The 16,781-nt window shown below is 65.4% G+C and carries 17 protein-coding genes; 12 read left to right on the top strand and 5 right to left on the bottom strand.

Annotated elements, in window-relative coordinates; genetic code table 11:
- Positions 1–16: 16 nt before the first annotated feature.
- The 4 genes from EUB48_RS13340 to EUB48_RS13325 form a co-directional block, all read right to left on the bottom strand.
- Entirely contained in the window at positions 17–766 is a 750-nt protein-coding gene (locus tag EUB48_RS13340) for an ABC transporter ATP-binding protein (RefSeq protein WP_142819579.1), read from the bottom strand.
- Complete coding sequence (locus EUB48_RS13335; RefSeq protein WP_142819578.1) at positions 763–2,604, bottom strand: branched-chain amino acid ABC transporter ATP-binding protein/permease; 1,842 nt, start codon at positions 2,602–2,604, stop codon at positions 763–765. The genes EUB48_RS13340 and EUB48_RS13335 overlap by 4 nt, the downstream gene beginning before the upstream one ends.
- Complete coding sequence (locus EUB48_RS13330) at positions 2,604–3,659, bottom strand: branched-chain amino acid ABC transporter permease (protein ID WP_142819577.1); 1,056 nt, start codon at positions 3,657–3,659, stop codon at positions 2,604–2,606. The genes EUB48_RS13335 and EUB48_RS13330 overlap by 1 nt, the downstream gene beginning before the upstream one ends.
- Positions 3,660–3,727: 68 nt before the next feature.
- A complete protein-coding gene (locus EUB48_RS13325) occupies positions 3,728–4,876 on the bottom strand; it encodes an ABC transporter substrate-binding protein (RefSeq protein WP_142819576.1) in 1,149 nt (382 codons plus the stop codon).
- A gap of 300 nt (positions 4,877–5,176) precedes the next feature.
- Between EUB48_RS13325 and EUB48_RS13320 the strand changes: the two genes are divergently transcribed.
- The 5 genes from EUB48_RS13320 (at position 5,177) to EUB48_RS13300 (ending at position 10,235) form a co-directional block, all read left to right on the top strand.
- Entirely contained in the window at positions 5,177–5,926 is a 750-nt protein-coding gene (locus EUB48_RS13320; RefSeq protein ID WP_142819575.1) for an electron transfer flavoprotein subunit beta/FixA family protein, read from the top strand.
- Positions 5,927–5,943: 17 nt separating this feature from the next.
- A complete protein-coding gene (locus EUB48_RS13315) occupies positions 5,944–6,876 on the top strand; it encodes an electron transfer flavoprotein subunit alpha/FixB family protein (RefSeq protein WP_142819574.1) in 933 nt (310 codons plus the stop codon).
- A 46-nt stretch (positions 6,877–6,922) separates the two neighbouring features.
- Positions 6,923–8,713: an acyl-CoA dehydrogenase gene (locus EUB48_RS13310; RefSeq protein ID WP_142819573.1), complete on the top strand. Its 1,791-nt coding sequence runs from the start codon at positions 6,923–6,925 to the stop codon at positions 8,711–8,713.
- Between the two features lie 94 nt (positions 8,714–8,807).
- Complete coding sequence (locus EUB48_RS13305; RefSeq protein ID WP_142819572.1) at positions 8,808–9,761, top strand: NAD(P)H-dependent flavin oxidoreductase; 954 nt, start codon at positions 8,808–8,810, stop codon at positions 9,759–9,761.
- Positions 9,762–9,845: 84 nt separating this feature from the next.
- Complete coding sequence (locus EUB48_RS13300; RefSeq protein ID WP_142819571.1) at positions 9,846–10,235, top strand: DUF302 domain-containing protein; 390 nt, start codon at positions 9,846–9,848, stop codon at positions 10,233–10,235.
- Between the two features lie 56 nt (positions 10,236–10,291).
- Here EUB48_RS13300 and EUB48_RS13295 read toward each other — a convergent pair whose 3' ends face one another.
- Complete coding sequence (locus EUB48_RS13295; protein WP_142819570.1) at positions 10,292–10,696, bottom strand: hypothetical protein; 405 nt, start codon at positions 10,694–10,696, stop codon at positions 10,292–10,294.
- Between the two features lie 187 nt (positions 10,697–10,883).
- Here EUB48_RS13295 and ubiU point away from each other — a divergent pair, with 187 nt between their 5' ends.
- The 7 genes from ubiU to ubiD all read left to right on the top strand — a co-directional run bounded on the left by ubiU (position 10,884) and on the right by ubiD (position 16,769).
- Positions 10,884–11,939, top strand: coding sequence for a ubiquinone anaerobic biosynthesis protein UbiU (ubiU, locus tag EUB48_RS13290; RefSeq protein ID WP_142819569.1), 1,056 nt, complete (start codon positions 10,884–10,886; stop codon positions 11,937–11,939).
- 8 nt (positions 11,940–11,947) lie between these two features.
- Positions 11,948–12,859: a ubiquinone anaerobic biosynthesis protein UbiV gene (gene ubiV / locus EUB48_RS13285; RefSeq protein WP_142819568.1), complete on the top strand. Its 912-nt coding sequence runs from the start codon at positions 11,948–11,950 to the stop codon at positions 12,857–12,859.
- Between the two features lie 16 nt (positions 12,860–12,875).
- On the top strand, positions 12,876–13,493 hold the full coding sequence (gene trhA / locus EUB48_RS13280) for a PAQR family membrane homeostasis protein TrhA (protein WP_142819567.1): 618 nt from the start codon (positions 12,876–12,878) through the stop codon (positions 13,491–13,493).
- Positions 13,494–13,507: 14 nt separating this feature from the next.
- Entirely contained in the window at positions 13,508–14,050 is a 543-nt protein-coding gene (gene ubiT, locus EUB48_RS13275; protein ID WP_142819566.1) for a ubiquinone anaerobic biosynthesis accessory factor UbiT, read from the top strand.
- Positions 14,047–14,523: a putative zinc-binding protein gene (locus EUB48_RS13270; RefSeq protein WP_142819565.1), complete on the top strand. Its 477-nt coding sequence runs from the start codon at positions 14,047–14,049 to the stop codon at positions 14,521–14,523. The genes ubiT and EUB48_RS13270 overlap by 4 nt, the downstream gene beginning before the upstream one ends.
- Positions 14,524–14,605: 82 nt before the next feature.
- Positions 14,606–15,220 (top strand): UbiX family flavin prenyltransferase, encoded by a 615-nt coding sequence (locus EUB48_RS13265; RefSeq protein ID WP_142819564.1) that lies wholly within the window; start codon positions 14,606–14,608, stop codon positions 15,218–15,220.
- A gap of 64 nt (positions 15,221–15,284) precedes the next feature.
- Positions 15,285–16,769, top strand: a complete 1,485-nt coding sequence (ubiD, locus tag EUB48_RS13260; protein WP_142819563.1) for a 4-hydroxy-3-polyprenylbenzoate decarboxylase — start codon at positions 15,285–15,287, stop codon at positions 16,767–16,769.
- Positions 16,770–16,781 lie beyond the last annotated feature (12 nt).

Here is a 16,781-nt window from a genome sequence, read left to right as displayed (position 1 = left end):
TGCGGCGTCAAGGCCTTCAGGTCTTGCCAAGACCCAGGTAGGTGGCGGCCACACGCGCATCGTGCATCAGCTCGCCCGCAGGGCCTTCGAGCGTGATGCGGCCGGTCTCCAGCACATAGCCGTAGTCGGCCACCTGCAGGGCCGCGCGCGCGTTTTGCTCGACCAGCAGGATGCCGACGCCGCTTTGCCTGAGTCCCGAGATGATGTGGAAAATTTCCCGCACCACCAGCGGCGCCAGACCCAGGCTGGGCTCGTCGAGCATCAGGACCTTGGGTTTGGCCATCAGCGCGCGGCCGATCGCCAGCATCTGGCGTTCACCACCCGATAGCGTGCCCGCCAGTTGTTTGCGGCGCTCGGCCAGGCGGGGGAACAGGCGGTACACCTCGGCCTGGGTCGCCTCGGCGCCGCGGCCGCGCCAATCGAGCCGCACCTTGGCGCCCAGCAGCAGGTTGTCTTCGACCGTCATGGTGGCGAACAGTTCGCGCTTTTCGGGCACCAGGCTCAGGCCGTGTGCCACGCGCATCTCGATCGAGCCGCGCTCGCGCTGGCCCAGAAAGTGCACCTCTCCGCTGGACGGCAGCACGCCCATGACGGCATTGAGCAGGGTGGATTTGCCGGCGCCGTTGGGGCCGATCACGGTCACGATGCTGCCCGCAGCGACCTGTAGCGAGGCGTCGTGCAACGCACGGACTTTGCCGTAGTCGACCGAGAAATTGCGCACCGCCAGAACGGGCACCGTCGGATGCGGGGTCGCAGACGCGTTCATTCGACCCCTCCCAGATAGGCTTCGATCACGGCCGGGTCCAGCCGCACGTCTTGAGGAACACCTTCGGCGATGTGGCTGCCAAAATCCATCACCACCAGGCGATCGACCAGCCCCATCACGAAATCCATGTCGTGTTCGACGAGCAGGACGCTGACACCCTCGCTGCGCAACTGGCGCAGCACGGTGGCCAGCGCCTGCTTCTCCTGGTGGCGCAGCCCGGCGGCGGGCTCGTCCAGCAGCAGCAGCACGGGGTCGGACGCCAGCGCCCGGGCGATCTCCAGCAGGCGCTGTTGGCCCAGCGCCAGGCTACCGGCCTCGCGCAGGCCGTCGCTGCCCAGGCCGACCCGTTCCAGCTGGGTGCGCGCCTGCGCAAAAAGGCTGGCTTCTTCCGCGCGATTCAGCCGCAGTGCGCCAGCGAGCGCGCCCTTGTTGCCGCGCAGGTGGGCACCGATGGTGACGTTCTCGATGGCGCTCATGGTGGGCATCAGACGCACGTGCTGGAAGGTGCGCGCCATGCCCGCCCGGGCCATCCAGCGCGAGGGCCGGCCATCGACCCGCTGGCCCATGAAGTGCACTTCGCCCGCGCTCAGGGGCAGTACACCGCTGACCAGGTTGAACATCGTGCTTTTGCCGGCACCGTTGGGGCCGATCAGTCCGACGATCTCGCCCGCGGCCAGTGAGAAGCTGACATCGTTCACCGCCACCAAGCCACCGAAGGTCTTGCGCGCCAGCCGCACATCCAGCACCGGGCTGCCGTGCGCCGGCTTGGCGCGCTGCGGCAAGACCCGCGCGTGTCGGATAGCGCGCAGGCCGGCAGGCGGCGCCAGTTCGGCAGAGGCTGCCGCACTGCCCCTGCGGCGACGGAAGGGCCACTGCGCTGCGCGTACCAGAAAAGGCCAAATTCCAGCGGGCGCACGCTGTAGCAGCAGGATCATCAACAGGCCCGTGACGACGACTTCGTAATTACCGCTTTGTCCGAGCAGCGCCGGCAGCACACTCTGCAGCCAGTCGCTCAGCAGTGTCATGAGCGCCGCTCCCACCAGCGCGCCCCACACATAGCCGGCGCCGCCGACCACCGCCATGAACAGGTAACCGATGCCGGCACTGAGGTCAAACGGGGTTGGATTCACGGCGCGCTGCAGGTGCGCGTAGAGCCAGCCCGACAGGCCAGCCAGTACAGCCGCAATAACGAACGTGAGCATTTTGGTGCGCGCGGTATTCACGCCGCAGGATTCGGCCATCACGACGCCACCCTTGAGGGCGCGGATGGCGCGGCCCGAGCGCGAATCGAGCAGATTCAGGGTGGCCATGACGGCCAGTGCGACCATGAGCCAGATCAGCAGGTAGATGTGCCGGCCGCTTCGCAACTCGAAGCCGAACACGTTGATGGGGGGGATGCCGGTGATCCCGTCGAATTGCCCGAGCAGGGTCAGGTTGCCGAACAGGTAGAACAGGCTCAGACCCCACGCCAGCGTGCACAGCGGCAGGTAATGGCCCGACAGGCGCACGGTGAGGGCGCCCAGCGCCAACGCGGCCAGTACCGTGACGGCGACGCCGGCCAGCAGACCGATCCAGGGCGAGGCGCCGTAACTGGTGGTCAGCACGGCGCTGGCGTAAGCGCCCAGCCCGACGAACGCGGCCTGGCCGAACGACATCATGCCCGCGATGCCTGTCAGCAGCACCAGCCCCAGCGCGACCAGACTGTACATGCCGATGTAGTTGGCCAGCGTGATCCAGAATACGGGCACTGGCAGGACCGCCAGCGCGATCATGAACGCCAGCCACAACACGATGCCGGTCTGGCCGAAGCGTCGGCGCGGCAATGTCGGGCCGGCCATTATTCTTCCTCCTCATCCAGCAGCGCGTGGCCGCTGAACGAGCGCCAGGCCACGATCGGCACGATCAATGCGAACACCAGCACGTCCTTGTAGGCGCTGGCCCAGAACGATGCGTAGGCCTCCATCAGCCCTACGAACAGCGCCCCGGCAGCTGCGATCGGGTAGCTGACCATGCCACCGATGATGGCGCCGACAAAGCCTTTCAGGCCGATCACGAAACCCGAGTCGTAATACAGCGTCGTGGCGGGGCCGATCAGGATGCCCGAGAACGCGCCGATCAGGCCCGCCAGCAAGAATGCCAGCTGGCCCGAATGCACCACCTCGATCCCCACCAGCCGTGCACCGAGGCGGTTCACGGCAGTCGCGCGCAAGGCCTTGCCGGCCACCGTTACGCTAAAGAACAGCGACAGCGCGGCCATGATCAGCACCGATGCGACGATCACCGCCAGGCCCTGCCCCGAGAGCGACAGTGGCCCCAGGTTGAAGTGCAGGTCCGAGAACGGATTGGAGCGCGCGCCTTCTGCTCCGAACATCGCCAGCCCGAGTCCGAGCATGACGAAATGCACGGCCACCGCGACGATCAGCAACACCAGCACACTGGCGTGGGCCAGCGGCTCAAAGGCCAGCCGGTACCACATCGGCGCAAGTGGCGCGACGATGGCCAGGGTGAGCGCTGCCTGGGCGGGCAGGTCCAAGGCTTGCAGCGGGAGCAGCCTGGCCAGCAGGTAGACCACAACCGGCAGCAGCAGGTTCAACACCGCGGAATTTCGCAGGACGTGGTTGCCAGCGGGCAGTGCGCCAGGGCGCAGCTGGCCCCACACGTCCTTGATGAAGACAGCCAATCCCATGGCCAGCAGCAACCAGACGGTGGTCGGGAAGGTGCCGGCCTGCAGCATGACCATGGTGAGTGCGCCGTAGGTCACCATCTCGCCCTGCGGGATGAAGATGACCCGGGTCACGGCAAACACCAGCACGAGGCCCACGGCCAGCAGTGCATAGACGGCGCCGGTCGTGATGCCATCCTGCGCCAGAATCAGGGCAATTGAAGCGTCCATTGGGATTTACACAAGAAAAAAGGCGTTGCCATCATGCGCAACGCCTGGCAGAACGGGATGGGGAGACTCTACTGGACGAGCTTCCACTGGCCGTTCACGATTTCCACCATGACGCGCGAGCGCTGATCGAACCCCATGTGGTCCGTCTTGCTCATGTTCATGATGCCGTGCGTGGTAACCAGATTCGTGGTGTTCTCCAGCGCATCGCGCAGCGCGCTGCGGAATGCCTCGGTGCCGGGCTTGGCCGTCTTGAGCGCTACCGGAATCGCATTCTTGAGCAACAGATATACATTCCAGGCATGTGCCGAGAACGAGTTCGCCGGGCTCTTCGGGTAGGCGGCATCGTACCGCTTGATGAACTCCAGCGACACCTTCTTGATCGGGTTGCTGTCGGGCAACTGCTTCGCTACCACGAACGGGCCGGCCGGCAGGAATGCGCCGTCTACGGCCTTGCCGCCGACACGCAGGAAGTCCTGGTTGATGATGCCGTCGGTGAAGTAGATCTTGCCCTTGTAGCCGCGATCCCGCAGGGTGCTGGCAGGCAGTGCTCCAGGCGTGCCTGAGGCCGCGATCAGGACCGCGTCAGGATTGGCTTCCATGATCTTGAGCGCCTGACCGATCACGCTGGTGTCGTTGCGCTTGTACCGCTCTTCCGCCACGACCTTGAGGTGATGCAGTCCGGACAGCGTGTTGAACTCCTTCATGACGCCTTCGCCGTACGCATCATTGAAGCCGATCAGGCCCACCGTTTTCACGCCATGATCGGCCATGTGGGCCGTCACGGCCGTCAACATGATGGCATCGGTCTGCGGCGTCTTGAACACCCAGAACCGCTTGGCATCCACCGGATCGACGATGGCTATGGACGACGCGATGGAGATCATGGGCGTCTTCGAATCGGCCGCCACGTCGATCATCGCCAGGCTGGCGGGCGTGGTGGACGAACCCGCAATCACGTCCACCTTGTCTTCCGACACGAACTTGCGGGTGTTCTTGACGGCCGCCACCGGGTCGGAGGCGTCATCCAGCACGATGTACTCCACTTTTTGACCCGCAATTTCCTTCGGCATGACGGCAAACGCCATTTTCTCGGGAATCCCCAACGAGGCCGCCGGCCCGGTAGTGGAAATGGTGACGCCCACTTTGATTTGGGCGTTCGCCGCGAGGGGCAGGACCGACAGGGCAACGGCAGATGCAAGTAGGAGCTGTTTGAACATGGTTTTTCCAATCTCTGAATTTACTGGGCCCAACTATAAGAGGGTTATGGCGCCTCGAACGTCATGACTTACCCGAATTAGCCAACCGATTGGTCGGGTAATTGTCGGCGGCCAGGCGCACGGCCCAGGGCCGGGTTCGAATCCAGTGGCGTGGCGTATTTATAATAAAAGCACGGTCGTTCGGTTTTGTTTGTAACCCCGAACGCAGGCCCCGCGCCGTCACGTGGCGTTGATGCTTCGCCGCATAGAATCGACAGGGTTACAACAACGTCTATTTAATAACTCAATGGAGCCGCAATCATGAAGGTCCTGGTAGCAGTCAAGCGCGTGGTCGACTACAACGTCAAGGTGCGCGTCAAATCGGACGGCACGGGCGTGGACATCGCCAACGTCAAGATGAGCATGAACCCCTTTGACGAGATCGCCGTCGAAGAGGCGGTTCGCCTGAAAGAAAAAGGCATTGCTTCTGAGGTCATCGCCGTCTCGTGCGGCGTGCAGCAGTGCCAGGAGACCCTGCGCACCGCCATGGCCATCGGGGCCGACCGCGCCATCCTGGTGCAAACCGACGTGGAACTGCAACCCCTGGCGGTGGCCAAACTGCTCAAGGCCCTGTTCGACAAGGAACAGCCTGGCCTGATCATCCTGGGCAAGCAGGCCATCGACGACGACTGCAACCAGACCGGCCAGATGCTCGCTGCACTGGCCGATCTGCCCCAAGCCACCTTCGCCAGCAAGGTCGAGGTGGTCGACGGCCGGGCCCAGGTCACGCGCGAAGTCGACGGCGGCCTGGAAACCCTGTCCATCAGCCTGCCCGCCATCGTCACCACCGACCTGCGCCTGAACGAGCCGCGCTACGTGACCCTGCCCAACATCATGAAGGCCAAGAAAAAGCAGCTCGACACCTACAAACCCGAGGACCTGGGCGTTGACGTGAGCCCGCGCCTGAAAACCCTCAAGGTCTCGGAACCCCCGAAGCGCAGCGCCGGCATCAAGGTGCCCGACGTCGCCACCCTGGTGGACAAACTCAAGAACGAAGCCAAAGTCATCTAAAAAGACGGAGAACCACCATGACCGCACTTGTTATTGCCGAACACGACAACGCCCACCTCAAGGGCGCCACCTTCAACACCGTGACCGCTGCCGCCCAGTGTGGCGGTGAGGTGCACGTGCTGGTGGCCGGCCACAATGCCGGCGCCGCTGCTGCCGCTGCAGCCCAGATCACCGGCGTGACCAAGGTCCTGCACACAGAGGGCGACTACCTCGCGCACGGCCTGGCTGAGAACGTCGCCGCCCAGGTGCTGGCCATTGCCGCCAATTACAGCCACATCCTGTTCCCGGCCACGGCCAGCGGCAAGAACATCGCGCCGCGCGTGGCCGCCAAACTCGACGTGGCCCAGATCAGCGACATCAGCAAGGTGGACAGCCCGGACACCTTCGAGCGCCCGATCTATGCCGGCAACGCCATTGCCATCGTGCAAAGCAGTGACGCCACCAAGGTGATCACGGTGCGCACCACGGGCTTTGACCCGGCCCCCAGCAGCGGTGGCAGCGCCGCGGTGGAGGCCATCAGCGCCACACCCGACAGCGGCAAGTCGACCTTCATGGGCAGCGAGATTGCCAAGAACGACCGGCCCGAGTTGACTGCCGCCAAGATCATCGTCTCCGGCGGGCGCGCGCTGGGCAGTGCCGAGAAGTTCAGCGAGGTCATCACGCCGCTGGCGGACAAGCTGGGGGCGGCCATGGGGGCGAGTCGCGCGGCGGTCGATGCCGGCTATGCGCCCAACGACTGGCAGGTCGGGCAGACCGGCAAGATTGTGGCGCCCCAGCTGTATGTGGCTGTGGGCATCTCCGGGGCGATCCAGCACCTGGCGGGCATGAAGGACTCCAAGGTGATCGTGGCGATCAACAAGGATGAAGAAGCGCCGATCTTCTCGGTGGCCGACTATGGGCTGGTGGCTGATCTGTTCACCGCCGTGCCGGAGCTGGTGAAGGCGCTGTAACGGATTCGGCGAGCTTTTTGGACAACACGATATCCGGAGACAAGACATGAGCTACATCGCCCCCACCAAGGACATGCTGTTCGACATCCAGCACCTGGCCAACATCGACCAGGTCGCGCGGATGCCCGGCTTCGAAGAGGCCGGCCTTGAGACTGCCCAGGCCGTGCTGGAAGAATGCGCCAGGTTCAATGAAGGTGTGGTGGCGCCGCTCAACTGGGAGGGCGACAAGAACCCGTCGTCGTGGCGCGACGGTGTCGTGACCACCACGCCGGGTTTCAAGCAGGCCTTCAAACAGTACGGCGAAGGCGGCTGGCAGGGCTTGCAGCATCCGACGGACTTTGGCGGACAGGGCCTGCCCAAGACCATTGGTGCGGCCTGCGGCGAAATGCTCAATTCGGCCAACATGAGCTTTGCGCTGTGCCCGCTGCTGACCGATGGCGCCATCGAGGCGCTGCTCACCGCGGGCTCCGACGAGCTCAAGGCCATCTATCTGGAAAAGATGGTCAGCGGCCAGTGGACCGGCACCATGAACCTGACCGAGCCGCAGGCCGGCTCCGATCTGGCGGCCGTGCGCAGCCGTGCCGAGCCTCAGGCTGACGGCACCTACAAGGTGTTCGGCACCAAGATCTTCATCACCTACGGTGAGCACGACATGGCCGACAACATCGTGCACCTGGTGCTGGCCCGCGTCACCGGCGCGCCCGAAGGCGTGAAGGGCATCAGCCTGTTCGTCGTGCCGAAGTTCATGGTGGGCAAGGACGGTTCCCTGGGCGCGCGCAACGACGTGCACTGTGTCAGCATCGAGCACAAGCTGGGCATCAAGGCCTCGCCGACCGCCGTGCTGCAGTTTGGCGACCATGGCGGCGCCGTGGGCTACCTGGTGGGCCAGGAGAACCGTGGCCTCGAATACATGTTCATCATGATGAATTCGGCACGCTACGCCGTGGGCATGCAGGGCATCGCGATTGCCGAGCGCGCCTACCAGAAGGCCGCGGCGTTTGCCAAGGAGCGCGTGCAGTCGCGCCCGGTGGATGGATCGATCAATGCCAGCGCACCCATCATCCACCATCCCGATGTGCGGCGCATGCTCATGACCATGCGCGCCTACACGCAGGGCTGCCGCGCCATGGCCTCGGTCGCGGCGGCCGCGTACGATGTATCGCACCACCACCCCGATGCCGAGGTGCGCAAGCAGAACCAGGCGTTCTATGAATACATGGTGCCGCTGGTCAAGGGCTACAGCACCGAGATGAGCCTGGAGGTCACCTCGCTGGGCGTGCAGGTGCACGGCGGCATGGGTTTCATCGAGGAAACCGGTGCGGCGCAGTACTACCGCGACGCGAAAATCCTGACCATCTATGAAGGCACCACCGCGATCCAGGCGAACGACCTGGTGGGCCGCAAGACGGCACGCGACGGCGGCCAGACCGCCAAGGCGATCGCCCAACAGATTGAAGCCACCGAAGCCGAACTTAAGAAGCGTCCCAGCGCCACCGGACGGGCCGTGGCCGCCCGCCTGCAGGCTGCGCGTGAGGCTTTCCTCGATGTGGTGGATTTCGTGGCCAACAACACCAAGGCCTCGCCCAATGCCGTGTTTGCCGGCAGCGTGCCCTACCTCCTGCTGGCCGGCAACCTGATGGCAGGCTGGCAGATGGCACGGGCTTTGATGGTGGCTGAGGACGAACTGGCCAAAGGCATCGATGCCGGCTTCATGCAGGCCAAGATCACCACCGCGCGCTTCTACGCAGACCATCTGCTGGCCAAGGCGCCGGGGCAGCGCAACAGCATTGTGGAAGGTGCCGACAGCGTGACGGCGCTGGCGCTCGACGCGTTTTGATTTGCTATTAATAGCATAGCGGCTGTCGCCCGATTGACATGGGCTACAGCCGTTTTCATTTATAAATTCAAAATACTGTGTTAACGGAGATTCCATGTCCAGATTGCCGCCGCCGCTGAACCAGCTGCCGTTCCCCGTGATCGGCTCGCCGCTGTTCATCATCAGCAACCCCAAGCTGGTGATTGCCCAGTGCATCAACGGCGTGGTGGGCGCGATGCCGGCACTCAACGCGCGCCCCGCCGCGCAACTGGATGAATGGCTGGCCGAGATCACCGAGACGCTGGCGGCCTGGGACAAGGCACACCCTGACAAGCCGGCCGCACCGTTCGCCATCAACCAGATCGTGCACAAGAGCAACGACCGGCTCGAACACGACATGGACATGGTCGTGAAGTACAAGGTGCCAATCATCATCACCTCGCTGGGCGCGCGCACCGACGTGAACGACGCCATCCACAGCTATGGCGGCGTGGTGCTGCACGACATCATCAACAACAAGTTTGCGAAGAAGGCGATCGAAAAGGGCGCCGATGGCCTGATCGCCGTCGCCGCCGGCGCGGGCGGCCATGCGGGGGTGAAGAGCCCGTTTGCGCTGATTCAGGAAATCCGCGCGTGGTTCGACGGCCCGATTGCGCTCAGCGGCTCGATCTCGACCGGCTCCGCGGTGCTGGCTGCCCAGGCCATGGGCGCGGACTTTGCCTACATCGGCACGGCCTTTATTGCGACCGAAGAGGCGCGCGCGGTCGAGGCCTATAAACAGGCGATCGTGCAGGGCAGCTCAGACGACATTGTCTACAGCAACCTGTTCACCGGCGTGCACGGCAACTACCTGGCGCCGAGCATCCGCGCGGCCGGCCTGGACCCCGACAAGCTGCCCGAGAGCGACCCGAGCAAGATGAACTTCGGCGGCGACGCCAAAAAGGCCTGGAAAGACATCTGGGGCAGCGGCCAGGGCATTGGCGCGGTCAGCAAGGTGCAAAGCGCGGCCGACTTCATCGCCCAGCTCAAGCGCGAGTATGCCGAGGCGCGGGCTCGTCTGGCGCTTTGAACGGGGCCGGAGCGTCAGTGCGGAGAACTTGCACGAGTATCCTTGGCAAAGTAGAGCCCAGATTATTTTGGAAAGGACGCCCCAATGTACGGATTTTCTACCGCCATCGACCTGCCCTTTGCGGCGGCCATTGATAAAGTTACCGATGCCCTGAAGAAGGAGGGGTTTGGTGTGCTCTCCGACATCGATGTGCAGGCCACCATGAAAGCCAAGCTCAATATCGAGGGGCGGCCCTATCGCATATTGGGTGCCTGCAATCCTCCCCTGGCCCATCGGGCTATCGAGCTGGACCCGGATATCGGGCTGCTCCTGCCTTGCAATGTCGTCGTTCGCGAAAATGCCGACGGCAAAGTCATTGTTTCCTTCATGGATCCCGGGGCGGTATTGAGTTTGGTGGATCGGCCCGGTATCGACGCATTGGCGGGCGAAGTCAAGGGGCGGCTCGAGCGGGTCCGCGACAGCCTGGCGGCCTGAATCGGTGTCGTGTGGGGGGGTCCGGCCAATGGTCCGGACTCGTCGCCGTGATGCTCTCAGCCCGCGATTTCGACGAACAGGCCCTTTTCCTCGCGCTCGAAGTGGTGTTCGAGCAGGTGCTGCAAAGGCAGTGAGGCGTCGAGCAGGGCCAAGCGGCGCTCCGGTTCGACGGTATGCGCAGGCAGTCTTTCGAGGCGGGCGCGCCACTCCTCGGTCATCGCTGCCAGCTTGGCGTGCTCGGCCAGATAGACCTTGGCCGACCAGCGCGCCGACGTGCCGAGCCGGGAGATGAGATCGGACTCCTCGGCAGCAATATGCTCGGCCTGCAAGGCATGCAGCGCATCGCGCGCGGCGCGCGCAGATGTGATGTCGCCGGCAAGCATGGCGAGGCGCATGCGCTGCATGGTCTGCAGCATCGCGTCGTGCTGCTTGCACAGATGTGCGATGGTGTTTGCTGTCATGCCTCGATTGTCTCCGCAGAATCGCCTTGTGTGTGCAACCCTCCGGTCTCTTCGAAAGGCTTGAGCGTTTGACCTGCATCAATGAAAGCCGGGGCCGCGTCTGCTACCGTGACTGCTGTTCGTTGCGCCGCGTGGGCGATAGCCGCCCGCGGTGCCACGGCCAGCTCCTGCTGACCTGGACTCCATCATGAATTCCGTACTCAACCTGAATGCCGCTGACGCGCCTGGCGCATCAGCGGTGCCGATGCAACTGGTGTGCCCGGCCGGCAGCCTGCCCGCCCTCAAGGCCGCCGTCGACCATGGCGCTGACTGCGTCTACCTGGGCCTGCGCGACGCCACCAACGCGCGCAACTTCGCCGGCCTGAACTTTGACGAGGCCGCCATCGCCGGCGGCGTTCGCTATGCGCACGAGCGCGGCACGCGTGTGTTCATGGCGCTCAATACCTACCCGCAGGCGTCCAACCCTCAGCCCTGGCGCACCGCGCTGGACAAGGCCGCAGACCTGGGTGTCGATGCCGTGATCCTGGCGGATCCGGGCCTGATGCAGTACGCCGCCGCGCGCTACCCCGCGCTGCGGCTGCATTTGTCGGTGCAGGGCTCGGCCACCAATTACGAGGCCATCAACTTCTACCGCCAGCATTTCGGCGTGGTGCGCGCCGTGCTGCCGCGCGTGCTGTCGCTGGCGCAGGTGGAGCAGGTGATCGGCAAGACTCTGGTCGAGATCGAGGTGTTCGGCTTTGGCAGTCTGTGTGTGATGGTCGAGGGGCGCTGCGCGCTCTCGTCGTATGTGACGGGCGAGTCGCCCAACACGCATGGCGTGTGTTCGCCCCCGAAGGCGGTGCGCTGGCAGGAAACACCCAGGGGGCTTGAATCGCGCCTGAACGGGGTGCTGATCGACCGCTACGCCGCCGGCGAAAACGCCGGGTACCCGACGCTGTGCAAGGGGCGCTTCGACGTGGGTGATGACGAAAACTATTACGCCATCGAGGAGCCCACCAGCCTGAATACGCTGGAGTTGCTGCCGCAGTTGCTCAAGATGGGCGTGCGCGCCATCAAGATTGAAGGTCGCCAGCGCAGCCCGGCCTATGTGGCGCAGGTGACCCAGGTGTGGCGTGAGGCCATCGACGCCTGCACGGGCAACCCGCACCGCTACGCCCCCAAGGCGGCCTGGATGGCCAGCCTGGACCAGGTGGCCGAAGGCCAGCAACACACTTTGGGGGCCTACCACCGGCCCTGGAAATGAACGCCGCCATGAAACTCTCGCTCGGCCCTCTGCAGTACTACTGGCCGCACGCCAGCGTCATGCGCTTTTACGAGGCCATCGCCGCCACACCGGTGGACATCGTCTATCTCGGCGAAACCGTGTGTTCGCGCCGCCATGAGCTGCGGCTGTCCGACTGGCTGGAGATCGCCGCGCGGCTGATCGACGCCGGCAAGGAGGTGGTGTTGTCCACGCAGGTGCTGATCGAATCGGGCTCGGAGGTCAGCGTGCTGTACAAGATTGCCGCCAACGGCCTGTGCGCTGTCGAGGCCAACGACATGGGCGCCGTGCATGTTGTGGCCGGCAAGCTGCCGTGGGTGGCCGGACCGCACCTGAACCTGTACAACCTGCCGTCGCTGCAGTGGATGGCCACGCTGGGCGCCAGCCGCTGGGTCATGCCGCTGGAGATGAAACGGGACGATCTGGCCGTGATCCAGGCGGGTCGTCCGGCGGGCCTGCAAACCGAGGTGTTTGCCTACGGCCGCATGCCGCTGGCGTATTCGGCGCGCTGCTTCACGGCGCGCAACCGCAACCTGCCCAAGGACGACTGCCGCTTCAGCTGCATCGACCACCCCGACGGCCTGCTGCTGAACACGCGCGAGAAGGAAGGCTTCCTCGTGCTCAACGGCACGCAGACACAGTCGGCGCGCGTGTACAACCTGGTCGATGCGCTGGACGACATGCACGCGCTTGGTGTGGACGTGGTGCGCCTGAGCCCGCAGTCGCAGCACATGGGCGAGGTGATCGACGTGTTCCACGCCGCACGCACGCATGCGCTGGCGCCACACGAGGCGCTCGCGCAGCTGCAGCCGCTCATGCCAGCCGCCGGCTGCAATGGCTACTGGCACGGCCTGCCGGGGCTGGTGCAGCACACCAGCGCGGGCGAACCGGCGACGGCCTGAAACACGGCCACAGCACATGTACTACGGCGAAAGGTTCAACAGCATCAGCCATGGGGTCGGCGCGGCTCTGGCGGCACTCGGCACTGCGCTGCTGGTGGTGCTGGCCGCCCGCCTGGGTGACCCGTGGAAGATTGTCGGCTTCAGCGTGTACGGTGCCATGCTGATCGTGCTGTATGGGGTCTCCACGCTGTACCACAGTATGCGCGGCGCTGCCAAGAACGTGCTGCGCAAACTTGACCACTGTGCGATCTACCTCTTGATTGCGGGTAGCTACACGCCGTTTGCCTTGGTGTCGCTGCGCGGCGTCTGGGGCTGGTCGCTGCTGGGCGTGGAGTGGGGCCTGGCCGTGCTCGGCATCGTGCAGGAATTCTGGCTGGCCAAGGGCGCGCGGGTGTCGTCGTTGGCCATTTACCTGCTGATGGGCTGGCTTGCGCTGGTCGCCATCTCGCCGCTGCTCGCAGCGCTGACGCCCCATGGCTTCGCCTGGCTGGCGGCCGGCGGCGCCTGCTACACGGTGGGCATCGTTTTCTATGCGACCGACAAAAAGCTGCGGCATGGCCACGGCCTGTGGCACCTGTTCGTGATGGGCGGCAGCGCCTGCCACTTCGCCGCGGTGCTGTTCTACGTGGCCTGACGTTTCGGAGTGTCATGAACAACAAGCCGTCTTCCTTCCTGTTGCCCGGGCCGGTCGGTGCCGTGCTGGTGCGACTGCCGCCCTATCCGGGCTCGGTGCTACTGGTCGCGGCACTCAATGCCGGCCTGGCGCGCCAGTTGCCGCCGGATGTGGGCGAGCGGCTGCTGCACAAGCGCCTGCGCATTCATGTGCGTGATGCGCGCGTGACCTTTGACTTCACCTGGAACGGGCGCGGCTTTGCCGCCCGCGTGCCGCAGGACAGCGTCGACCTGTGCATCAGCGCCAGTGCCCACGACTTCGTACGCCTGGCGCAGCGGCAGGAAGACCCCGACACGCTGTTTTTCAGCCGCCGCCTGTCGATGGAAGGCGACACCGAGCTCGGGCTGGTGGTCAAGAACACACTCGACGCGCTGGAGTTGCCCGTGCTGGACCTGGCGCAGCTGGCGCCGCGCCAGTTGCTGGCGCGCCTGGCAGCGCTGCGGCCCGGCCGCTCGTCCCAGTCACCGCCCGCCGGCGGCTTCCATTCCGGCGCACCCCACCCCGGAGCTTCGCCATGAATCGCGAACAAGATCCCCGTCCGCTGGTGTATTCCTGCTCCGGCTGCTCCAGCGCCGCGCAGCTGGCCAACCATGTGGCGGTGCGGCTCGACCGCACGGGCCTCGCCGAAATGTCGTGCATCGCCGGCGTCGGTGGCGACGTCAAGGCGCTGGTGAAAACCGCGCGTTCGGGGCGCCCGATCATTGCGCTGGACGGCTGCCCGCTGGTGTGCGTCAAGAGCAGTCTGGCGCGCCACGGCATCGTCGCCGACCGGCACTACCAGCTGCAGCAGTACGGCGTCAAGAAGCGCCAGCACGAAGACTTCGACCCCGGGCAGGCGCGCGTCGTGCTGGCGCGCGTGACGCAGGATCTGCAGCAGACGCCACTGGGCGCGCGGCCTGCTGCGGCCCCGGCGGATACGAGCCCGGCCGTCCTGCCGCCTGGACCCCAAGCCGCCAACGACCCGTGCGCGCCGGACGCTGCGACCCGATGAGTACTGCCGGGCCGTCCCAAGATGCGAAGACGCCTTCGTGGCGCAGCGAGCCATCTGTCGTGGGTCAACGCAGGGGTCATGGGTGAGTCCTGCGTCGCTGCCGCGCCGCTTCATCATCGCCATCTCGGGCGCCAGCGGTGCCGTGTATGGCGTGCGCCTGCTGCAGGTACTGCAGCGCACACCGGGCGTGGAATCGCATCTGGTTGTGTCGGAGACGGGCTGGCGTACCTTGCAGCACGAACTGGCCATGGAGCGCACTGCCGTGCAGGCGCTGGCACACCAGGTGCACGACGTGAGCAACGTGGGTGCAGCCATTGCCAGCGGCTCGTTTCAGTGTGCCGGCATGGTGGTGGCGCCATGCTCCATGCGCACGCTGGCGGCGGTGGCGCACGGCCTGGCTGACAACCTGCTCACACGCGCCGCCGACGTGATGCTGAAAGAGCGCCGCCGCCTTGTGCTCATGGTGCGCGAGACGCCGCTGCACCTGGGCCATCTGCGCAACATGGTCAGCGTGACCGAGATGGGCGGCATCGTCTGCCCGCCGCTGCCCGCGTTCTACCTGCGGCCTGCGAGCGTGGCAGAGATCGTGGACCACAGCGTGGCGCGCGTGCTCGACCTGCTGGACGTTCCGCACCACCTCGCGCCGCGCTGGGAGGGTCTGGCGGCGCCGGCCCCCGATATCCCCGGATTGCTATGAAAAAAAGAGCAGCTCGCGCTTATTCATCAAGCGTTACAGGCTCTTTTTGCTTGTAAAACCAGCCATGCCCTACCGTGACCTGCGCGACTTCATGGCCCAGCTGGAGCAGGGCGGCGAGCTGCGCCGCATCGCCGAGCCCGTCTCGCCCTACCTGGAGATGACCGCGCTGTGCGATCGCGTGCTGCGCGCGGGCGGCCCGGCGCTGCTGTTCGAGCAGCCCACGGGCCACAGCATGCCCGTGCTGGGCAACCTGTTCGGCACGCCGGCGCGGGTGGCGCGCGCCATGGGCGTGGGCAGCCTCGCCGAGCTGCGCGTATTTGGCCATGTACTGGCGGCGCTCAGGGAGCCGGAGGCGCCGCAAGGCCTCAAGGACATGCTCGGTCTGGGTCGCCTGCTCAAGACCCTGTGGCACATGGCGCCCAGGGAGCGTAGTTCGGCACCGTGCCAGGAGGTGGTGTGGGAAGGCCAGGACGTGGATTTGACGCGTCTGCCGGTGCAGCACTGCTGGCCCGGCGACGTCGCGCCGCTCATCACCTGGGGCCTGGTTATCACGCAGGGACCGCACAAGGCGCGGCAAAACCTGGGCATCTATCGCCAGCAAGTCCTCTCACGCAACCAGCTCGTCATGCGCTGGCTCGCGCACCGCGGCGGCGCGCTGGATTTCCGCGATCACTGCGCCGCGCACCCCGGCCAGCCTTATCCGGTCGCCGTGGCGCTGGGCGCCGATCCGGCCACCATCCTGGGCGCGGTCACGCCCGTGCCCGACAGCCTGTCTGAATACCAGTTTGCCGGCCTGCTGCGCGGCGCCCGCACCGAGGTGGTGAAAGCGCTGGGCGTGCCGCTGCGCGTGCCGGCCTCGGCAGAGATCGTGCTCGAAGGCCACATCTACCCCGACGCCCTTCACGCCAGCGGCTACCAGCACGCGCTGGAAGGCCCGTATGGCGACCACACCGGCTACTACAACGAGCAGGCCGAGTTCCCGGTGTTCACCGTGGACCGCATCACCATGCGCCGCGAGCCGATTTACCACTCCACCTACACTGGCAAGCCGCCCGATGAGCCGGCCGTGCTGGGCATGGCGCTGAACGAGTTGTTCATTCCGCTGCTGCAGCGCCAGTTCCCGGAAATCACCGACTTTTATCTGCCGCCCGAAGGCTGCAGTTACCGCATGGCCGTGGTGCGAATCAGAAAGGCCTACCCCGGCCACGCCCGCCGCGTGATGATGGGCGTATGGAGCCACCTGCGCCAGTTCATGTACACCAAGTTCATCATCGTGGTCGATGACGACGTCAACGTGCGCGACTGGCGCGAAGTGATCTGGGCCATCACCACCCGCATGGACCCGGTGCGCGACACCATGATGGTTGAAAACACCCCCATCGACTACCTCGACTTTGCCTCGCCCGTCAGCGGCCTGGGCAGCAAGATGGGGCTCGACGCCACGAACAAATGGCCCGGCGAAACGCAGCGCGAGTGGGGCCGCACGATCGCCATGGACGCGAATGTGACAGCGCGCATGGACAGCCTGTTTGTCGCGCTCGGACTGTAAGAGGACAACGCC

Origin of the sequence: Rhodoferax sediminis (assembly GCF_006970865.1) — a bacterium.
In the GTDB taxonomy this organism is placed as follows: Bacteria; Pseudomonadota; Gammaproteobacteria; order Burkholderiales; family Burkholderiaceae_C; genus Rhodoferax_A; species Rhodoferax_A sediminis.
This window is presented reverse-complemented; position numbering and strand designations above follow the sequence as displayed.

Excerpts from the sequence above, each read along its gene's own strand:
- EUB48_RS13340 (WP_142819579.1), bottom strand. The coding sequence starts at position 766 with ATGAACGCGTCTGCGACCCCGCATCCGACGGTGCCCGTTCTGGCGGTG.
- EUB48_RS13335 (WP_142819578.1), bottom strand. The coding sequence starts at position 2,604 with ATGGCCGGCCCGACATTGCCGCGCCGACGCTTCGGCCAGACCGGCATC.
- EUB48_RS13330 (WP_142819577.1), bottom strand. The coding sequence starts at position 3,659 with ATGGACGCTTCAATTGCCCTGATTCTGGCGCAGGATGGCATCACGACC.
- EUB48_RS13325 (WP_142819576.1), bottom strand. The coding sequence starts at position 4,876 with ATGTTCAAACAGCTCCTACTTGCATCTGCCGTTGCCCTGTCGGTCCTG.
- EUB48_RS13320 (WP_142819575.1), top strand. The coding sequence starts at position 5,177 with ATGAAGGTCCTGGTAGCAGTCAAGCGCGTGGTCGACTACAACGTCAAG.
- EUB48_RS13315 (WP_142819574.1), top strand. The coding sequence starts at position 5,944 with ATGACCGCACTTGTTATTGCCGAACACGACAACGCCCACCTCAAGGGC.
- EUB48_RS13310 (WP_142819573.1), top strand. The coding sequence starts at position 6,923 with ATGAGCTACATCGCCCCCACCAAGGACATGCTGTTCGACATCCAGCAC.
- EUB48_RS13305 (WP_142819572.1), top strand. The coding sequence starts at position 8,808 with ATGTCCAGATTGCCGCCGCCGCTGAACCAGCTGCCGTTCCCCGTGATC.
- EUB48_RS13300 (WP_142819571.1), top strand. The coding sequence starts at position 9,846 with ATGTACGGATTTTCTACCGCCATCGACCTGCCCTTTGCGGCGGCCATT.
- EUB48_RS13295 (WP_142819570.1), bottom strand. The coding sequence starts at position 10,696 with ATGACAGCAAACACCATCGCACATCTGTGCAAGCAGCACGACGCGATG.
- ubiU (WP_142819569.1), top strand. The coding sequence starts at position 10,884 with ATGAATTCCGTACTCAACCTGAATGCCGCTGACGCGCCTGGCGCATCA.
- ubiV (WP_142819568.1), top strand. The coding sequence starts at position 11,948 with ATGAAACTCTCGCTCGGCCCTCTGCAGTACTACTGGCCGCACGCCAGC.
- trhA (WP_142819567.1), top strand. The coding sequence starts at position 12,876 with ATGTACTACGGCGAAAGGTTCAACAGCATCAGCCATGGGGTCGGCGCG.
- ubiT (WP_142819566.1), top strand. The coding sequence starts at position 13,508 with ATGAACAACAAGCCGTCTTCCTTCCTGTTGCCCGGGCCGGTCGGTGCC.
- EUB48_RS13270 (WP_142819565.1), top strand. The coding sequence starts at position 14,047 with ATGAATCGCGAACAAGATCCCCGTCCGCTGGTGTATTCCTGCTCCGGC.
- ubiD (WP_142819563.1), top strand. The coding sequence starts at position 15,285 with ATGCCCTACCGTGACCTGCGCGACTTCATGGCCCAGCTGGAGCAGGGC.